At 70.9% G+C, this 6,948-nt stretch carries 5 protein-coding genes; 3 read left to right on the top strand and 2 right to left on the bottom strand.

The genetic code is table 11. The features are described from left to right. Positions 1-177: 177 nt before the first annotated feature. Together ACIF6L_RS38560 and ACIF6L_RS38555 are read right to left on the bottom strand one after the other, a co-directional pair. The gene (locus ACIF6L_RS38560; protein WP_359812249.1) at positions 178-630 is read right to left on the bottom strand and encodes a GNAT family N-acetyltransferase; all 453 of its coding nucleotides are present in this window, start codon (positions 628-630) and stop codon (positions 178-180) included. A 176-nt stretch (positions 631-806) separates the two neighbouring features. Next, entirely contained in the window at positions 807-1,598 is a 792-nt protein-coding gene (locus ACIF6L_RS38555) for a VOC family protein (RefSeq protein WP_329489903.1), read from the bottom strand. Between the two features lie 154 nt (positions 1,599-1,752). Between ACIF6L_RS38555 and ACIF6L_RS38550 the strand changes: the two genes are divergently transcribed. The 3 genes from ACIF6L_RS38550 (at position 1,753) to ACIF6L_RS38540 (ending at position 6,731) form a co-directional block, all read left to right on the top strand. Next, positions 1,753-3,990, top strand: coding sequence for an ATP-dependent RecD-like DNA helicase (locus ACIF6L_RS38550; RefSeq protein WP_396491931.1), 2,238 nt, complete (start codon positions 1,753-1,755; stop codon positions 3,988-3,990). 224 nt (positions 3,991-4,214) lie between these two features. After that, positions 4,215-5,504 carry a citrate synthase gene (locus ACIF6L_RS38545; RefSeq protein WP_329489905.1) on the top strand — a complete coding sequence of 430 codons (1,290 nt, stop codon included), beginning with the start codon at positions 4,215-4,217 and terminating at the stop codon, positions 5,502-5,504. A 507-nt stretch (positions 5,505-6,011) separates the two neighbouring features. Continuing rightward, positions 6,012-6,731: an SDR family oxidoreductase gene (locus ACIF6L_RS38540; RefSeq protein ID WP_329489906.1), complete on the top strand. Its 720-nt coding sequence runs from the start codon at positions 6,012-6,014 to the stop codon at positions 6,729-6,731. Positions 6,732-6,948 lie beyond the last annotated feature (217 nt).

Below are 6,948 nucleotides of genomic sequence, written 5' to 3'. Positions count from 1 at the left end.
CCCGGAAGCTAAGCCTCACAGCGCCGATGGTACTGCAGGGGGGACCCTGTGGGAGAGTAGGACGCCGCCGAACAATCATTCCAAAGAACCCCCCGGTCCGTAAGGATCGGGGGGTTCTTTGCGTTTCCAGGGCAGACCCGGAAACGTGGAATTGCGGTGCGGAACCGGGCCGGGGGACTACAGGGCGAGCTTGAACCCGAGGTGCGAGGGGACGAAGCCGAGGCGCTCGTAGAAGCGGTGGGCGTCGGTCCGGGTCGCGTCCGAGGTGAGCTGGACGAGGTCGGAGCCGAGCTCGCGGGAGCGGTCGATCGCCCACCGGATCAGGTCGGTGCCGAGGCCGGTGCCGCGCTCGTCCGCGTGGATCCGGACGGCCTCGATGATGGTGCGGGTGGAGCCCTTGCGGGAGAGCCCGGGCACCACCGTCAGCTGGAGCGTTCCGATGGTCCGGCCGGCCCGCTCGGCGACCACGAGGTGCTGGTGCGGGTCGGCGTCGATCCGGGCGAAGGCCGTCCGGTAGGGGGAGAGGTCGTCGGGGCTCTCGCGGGCGGCGCCCAGGGGGTCGTCGGCGAGCATGGCCACTATCGCCGGCAGGTCGTCGGCGGTGGCGCGGCGGATCGTCAGGTCGTTCATGATCACAGCCTAGGCGAGCCCCTGGGGCGCGGAGGGGCTCGTCCGGGGCTCGGGTCCGTTCTCTGCCCGCCCCGCGCGCCCGTGGGGCCCGCCTGGGCCCGTCAGAGGCCGCCGAGAGGCCGCCGAGGGGGCCGCTCCGGTGTGCCCGAGGGGTGGAGCGGCGAGGTGATCCGGCGTCACTCGCCGGGCAGCGCGCTGGTGATGACGGCGAAGACCGCCCCGTGCGGATCGAGGAGCTGGGCCAGTCGGCCGACACCGTGCACGTCCATCGCGGGGATGCGGACGGTCGCGCCCAGCTGGCCGGCCAGGGCGAGGGCGGCGTCCACGTTGGCGACCTCGAAGTAGGGGAGCCAGTGCGAGCCGGTGCCCGCGGCCGTCTGCTCGGGGCCGAGCTGCATGATGCCGCCGTGGGCGTCGTCGGTACCGCCGCCGGCCGGGGTGAGGACGGTGTACGTCACCTCGCCGAGCGGGACGTCCTGCTCCTGCCAGCCGAAGACGCCGCGGTAGAACTCCTTGGCCGCGTCGGCGTCGACGCTGTAGCACTCGGCCCAGCAGAAGGTGCCCTGATCGGTGACGGTGTCCAGGCCGCGGGTGGCGTGCGGCTGCCAGACGGCGAACTCGGCGCCGGTGGGGTCGCGGTAACCGGCCATCCGGCCGCTGTTGAAGACGTCGAACGGGGCGAACCGGACGGTGCCGCCGCCGGCTTCGACGAGCGCGGTGGTCCGGTCGGCGTCGGGGGTGTTGAAGTAGATCGTCCACCCGGGGCGGTCCGCGTTCTCGTTGAGCGGTCCGAGGGCGGCGACCGTGCGGCCGTCCTGCTGGAAGAAGCCGTAGCCGCCCCCTTCGGGCCCCGCCGTGGCGAAGGTCCAGCCGAACACGGTGTTGTAGAAGACCGCGGACGCGGCGATGTCCGGGCTGGCGAGGTCGAGCCAGTTCGGGGAGCCGGGGGTGAAGGCGGTGCTCAGCATGGTGGCGGTGCTCCTTGAACGGGCCCGTCGCGGCGGGGCACGGGCGGTGTCGGCGCCCCCCGCTGCCCTCCAGCCTGGCATCAGGACGCCCGGTGTCGCACCCGGGCGGTACGGTGCGTAGCGAAACTGCACCCGCACTGATAAGGGGGGCCCGGTGGCCAGGCAGGCGCAGGCGGACCAGCCGCCGCTGCCGCGCCAGCTCGCTCAGGTCGAGGGCGTGCTGGAGCGGATCACCTATGCCAACGAGGAGACGGGCTACACCGTCGCCCGGGTGGACACCGGGCGCGGTGCGAACGACCTGCTGACGGTGGTGGGCGCGCTGCTGGGGGCGCAGCCGGGGGAGTCGCTGCGGCTGCACGGGCGGTGGGGGTCGCACCCGCAGTACGGCAAGCAGTTCGTGGTGGAGAACTACACGACGGTGCTGCCCGCGACGATCCAGGGCATCCAGCGCTACCTCGGCTCGGGGCTCATCAAGGGGATCGGGCCGCGGTTCGCGGAGCGGATCGTGGAGCGGTTCGGGGTGGACACCCTGGAGGTGATCGAGAACGAGCCGGGCCGGTTGATCGAGGTGCCGGGGCTCGGGCCGAAGCGCACCAAGAAGATCGCGGCGGCCTGGGAGGAGCAGAAGTCCATCAAGGAGGTGATGGTCTTCCTGCAGGGGGTCGGCGTGTCGACGTCGCTCGCGGTGCGGATCTACAAGCAGTACGGGGACGGCTCGATCGGGGTGGTCAAGAACGAGCCGTACCGGCTGGCGTCGGACGTCTGGGGCATCGGCTTCCTGACGGCGGACCGGATCGCGCAGGCGGTGGGCATCCCGCACGACAGTCCGGAGCGGGTGAAGGCGGGCCTGCAGTACGCGCTGTCGCAGAGCAGCGACCAGGGGCACTGCTACCTGCCCGAGGAGCGGCTGATCGCGGACGGGGTGAAGCTGCTCCAGGTGGACGTCGGGCTGGTGATCGACTGCCTGGCGGAGCTGGTGGCCGCGGAGGGGGTGGTGCGCGAAGCGGTGCCGGGGGAGGCGGGGGAGCCGATCACCGCCGTGTACCTGGTGCCCTTCCACCGGGCCGAGATCTCGCTGGCCAACCAGCTGTTGCGGCTGCTGCGTTCGGAGTCGGACCGGATGCCGTGGTTCGCGGACGTGGACTGGCCGGCGGCGCTCGGCTGGCTGGCGAAGCGGACGGGGGCGGAGCTGGCTCCGGAGCAGGAGCAGTCGGTGCGGTTGGCCCTGACGGAGAAGGTGGCGGTGCTGACGGGCGGTCCGGGCTGCGGCAAGTCGTTCACGGTGAAGTCGATCGTGACGCTGGCGCTGGCGAAGCGGGCGAAGGTCGTCCTGGCGGCGCCGACCGGCCGGGCGGCGAAGCGGCTGGCGGAGCTGACCGGGGTGGAGGCCTCGACGGTGCACCGGCTGCTGGAGCTGAGGCCGGGCGGGGACGCGGCCTACGACCGGGACCGCCCGCTGGACGCCGACCTGGTGGTGGTCGACGAGGCCTCGATGCTGGACCTCATCCTGGCGAACAAGCTGGTCAAGGCGGTGGCGCCGGGGGCGCACCTGCTGTTCGTGGGGGACGTGGACCAGCTGCCGTCGGTGGGCGCCGGCGAGGTGCTGCGGGACCTGCTGGCCGACGGCGGCCCGATCCCCTCGGTGCGGCTGACCAGGATCTTCCGGCAGGCGGCGCAGTCGGGCGTGGTGACCAACGCGCACCGGATCAACGAGGGCCTGCCGCCGTTGACGGAGGGCCTGCCGGACTTTTTCCTGTTCGTGGAGGACGACACCGAGCAGGCGGCCGGGCTGACGGTGGACGTGGTGGCGCGGCGGATCCCGCAGCGCTTCGGGTACGACGCGCGCCGGGACGTCCAGGTGCTGGCGCCGATGCACCGGGGGCCGGCGGGCGCGGGGAACCTGAACACGCTGCTGCAGGCGGCGGTGACGCCGGCCCGGGAGGGGCTGGCGGAGCGCCGGTTCGGCGGCCGGACGTTCCGGGTGGGGGACAAGGTCACCCAGATCCGCAACAACTACGACAAGGGGCGCAACGGGGTCTTCAACGGCACGGTGGGAGTGGTGACCTCACTGAGCGTGGACGACCAGCGGTTGACGGTGGTCACCGACGAGGACGAGGAGGTGCCGTACGACTTCGACGAGCTGGACGAGTTGGCGCACGCGTACGCGGTGACGATCCACCGGTCGCAGGGGAGCGAGTACCCAGTGGTGGTGATTCCGGTCACCACGTCCGCCTGGACGATGCTCCAGCGGAACCTGCTCTACACCGCCGTGACCAGGGCGCGGAAACTCGTAGTGCTGGTGGGGTCACGGAAGGCGATCGGACAGGCCGTTCGCACGGTCAGCGCAGGTAGGAGGCACGCCGCGCTGGATCATCGGCTGGCGACTGGATGATTCTCCAACGGATGGTTGCCTCTATTGTTCTCTTGACGTGAAGAGATTTACGGCAGAGCCTGGAGTGGTGCCGATCTTGTCCGGTTCGTACCGGCTGCGGCGGCAGGTTTTGTAGGGGCGGTCCCTTTCGGGCCACCCCGGGTGCGCGGCTGTCCGCCAGATGGGGGATGGTAGAGACAGTCAGGGCACCTTGGAAGAGGATTCATTTCGTCGGTGAGGAAGACGTGAGCGACAACTCGGTAGTACTGCGGTACCAGGACGGCGAGTACGAGTACCCCGTCGTCGAGAGCACTGCGGGCAACGCCGGCTTCGACATCTCGAAGCTGCTCCCGCAGACCGGCCTGGTCACCCTGGACAACGGCTTCGGTAACACCGCCGCGTACAAGTCCGCGATCACCTTCGTGGACGGTGACAACGGCATCCTGCGGTACCGCGGCTACCCGATCGAGCAGCTCGCCGAGCAGGGCAGCTTCATCGAGACCGCGTACCTCCTGATCAACGGTGAGCTGCCGACCGCGGACCAGCTGTCGGAGTTCAACCGCGAGATCACCCAGCACACCCTGCTGCACGAGGACGTCAAGCGCTTCTACCAGGGCTTCCCGCGCGACGCCCACCCGATGGCGATGCTGTCCTCGGTCGTCGGCGCGCTGTCCACCTTCTACCAGGACAGCCACAACCCCTTCGACGCCGCCCAGCGTCACCTGTCGACGGTCCGTCTGCTGGCGAAGCTGCCGACGATCGCGGCCTACGCGTACAAGAAGTCGGTCGGCCAGCCGTTCGTCTACCCGCGCAACGACCTGAGCTACGTCGAGAACTTCCTGCGGATGACCTTCGCCGTCCCCGCCGAGGACTACGAGCTCAACCCGGTCGTCGTGAACGCGCTGGACAAGCTGCTGATCCTGCACGCGGACCACGAGCAGAACTGCTCGACCTCCACCGTCCGCCTGGTGGGTTCCAGCCACGCGAACCAGTTCGCCTCGATCTCGGCCGGCATCTCGGCGCTCTGGGGCCCGCTGCACGGCGGCGCGAACCAGGCCGTGCTGGAGATGCTGGAGAGCATCCAGAAGGACGGCGGCGACGTCGACGCGTTCATTCGCAAGGTGAAGAACCGCGAGGACGGCGTCAAGCTGATGGGCTTCGGCCACCGCGTGTACAAGGCGTTCGACCCGCGCGCCGCGCAGGTCAAGCTGCTGGCGCACGAGGTGCTCGGCCAGCTCGGCAAGTCCGACGAGCTGCTCGACATCGCGCTCAAGCTGGAGGAGCACGCGCTCCAGGACGACTTCTTCGTCTCGCGCAAGCTCTACCCGAACGTGGACTTCTACACCGGCCTGATCTACCGCGCCATGGGCTTCCCGACCAGCATGTTCACCGTGCTGTTCGCCCTCGGCCGGCTGCCGGGCTGGATCGCCCACTGGCACGAGATGATCAACGACCCGACCAGCCGGATCGGCCGTCCGCGCCAGATCTACACCGGCACCGCGATCCGCGACTACGTGGGCCTCGAAGCCCGCTGACGCAGGACCTGAAAGGGCCCGGCCGCCTCACGCGGCCGGGCCCTTCACCGTCCCGCACGAGGGTGGGAGAGGTACAGCGCACGACTCCGGGGCGGCCGCAGCCGGGGACGGCCGCTCAAAGCGTCCCAGACCCGCCACACCCCGGCGTCGTGCGCGAAGGCCGCCAACCGTCGGCGACCGTCCCGGGGCCCGCCGGAGCCCCGTCGGCGGCAGTGGTGGCCGTGCGGCGACGTGATGCCGTTCGCCACGTCTCCGCCCACCGAAAAACTGCCGCACTACCAACCTAAGACGTATCAGGGTGCGAGAAGTTACGCCCGGGGGGTGTGAGCTGCCTCTCGCCACGCTCCGTGTGCGGGTTGTGGCCCGCCCATATCACACCTCCCGGCGGCGGCTACGTCACCCTCCCCGCAGTCACGGCAACCGAGCGTGATAGGAATCGTGGCATTCCGGTACGGACCGCCCCGCACCCTCGCAGCGTGGCGGCGGAACTGGGGAGGGAGTGCGCAGATGGCCAGGAACGTCGTCGTCACCGGTGGTGGCACGGGTATCGGGTACGAAGTGGCGCGGCGGTTCGCCGAGGCGGGCGAACGGGTGGTGATCGTCGGCCGTCGGCGGGCGGTGCTCGAACGGGCCGCGGCCGACCTCGGACCGAACGTCACCCCACTGGTCCGCGACCTCGCCGACCCCGACGACGTCGAGGCGGCGCTGGGTGAACTGCCGGAGCGGATCGACGTGCTGGTGAACAACGCCGGCAGCCGGGAGACCGTGATCGGTGGCGGGCCGCACGCCCTGCTGGCCCGCTGGCGCGGCGACTTCGAGCGCAATGTGCTGACCGTGGTGCTGCTGACCGAGTCCATCCGCGACCGGCTCACCCCGGGCTCGGGCCGGGTGGTCACGGTCAGCTCGATCGCCGCCCTGAGCGGCGCCGGCTCGTACGGGGCCGCCAAGGCCTCGCTGCACGCCTGGAACCACTTCCTGGCCGCGCAGCTCGGCACCTCGGGGATCACGGCCAACATCGTCGCCCCGGGCACCGTGGCGGGCACCGAGTTCTTCGGCCCCCGGCTGGACGAGGCCGAGGTGTCCCGCCGGGCGGCCCGGACGCTGCTCGGCCGGATCGGCGAGGCGGGCGAGGTGGCCGCGGCGGTCTACTTCCTGGCCTCGGCGGAGGCCGGCTTCATCACCGGCGAGATCATGCACTGCAACGGCGGCGAGCTGCTCGGGCGCTGACCGCTCCGGGAGACGCCGAGGGCCCGCCACCGCACGCGCGGTGGCGGGCCCTCGGCGTTGCGGGGGCGCGGTCTCAGGGCCGGCCGGTGGGCTGGAACCGGCGCAGCCGGAGGCTGTTGGTGACCACGAAGACGGAGGAGAAGGCCATGGTGGCGCCGGCGATCATGGGGTTCAGGAGGCCGGTGGCGGCGAGGGGGAGGGCGGCGAGGTTGTAGCC

Source organism: Kitasatospora sp. NPDC086009 (genome assembly GCF_044540385.1).
In the GTDB taxonomy this organism is placed as follows: Bacteria; Actinomycetota; Actinomycetes; order Streptomycetales; family Streptomycetaceae; genus Kitasatospora.
The sequence above is the reverse complement of the archived record's forward strand: the minus strand, read 5'-3'. Positions and strand labels throughout refer to the sequence as shown.

What these genes read in the sequence shown, in the direction of transcription:
- ACIF6L_RS38560 (WP_359812249.1), bottom strand. Translation starts at nt 630, where the DNA reads ATGAACGACCTGACGATCCGCCGCGCCACCGCCGACGACCTGCCGGCG.
- ACIF6L_RS38555 (WP_329489903.1), bottom strand. Translation starts at nt 1,598, where the DNA reads ATGCTGAGCACCGCCTTCACCCCCGGCTCCCCGAACTGGCTCGACCTC.
- ACIF6L_RS38540 (WP_329489906.1), top strand. Translation starts at nt 6,012, where the DNA reads ATGGCCAGGAACGTCGTCGTCACCGGTGGTGGCACGGGTATCGGGTAC.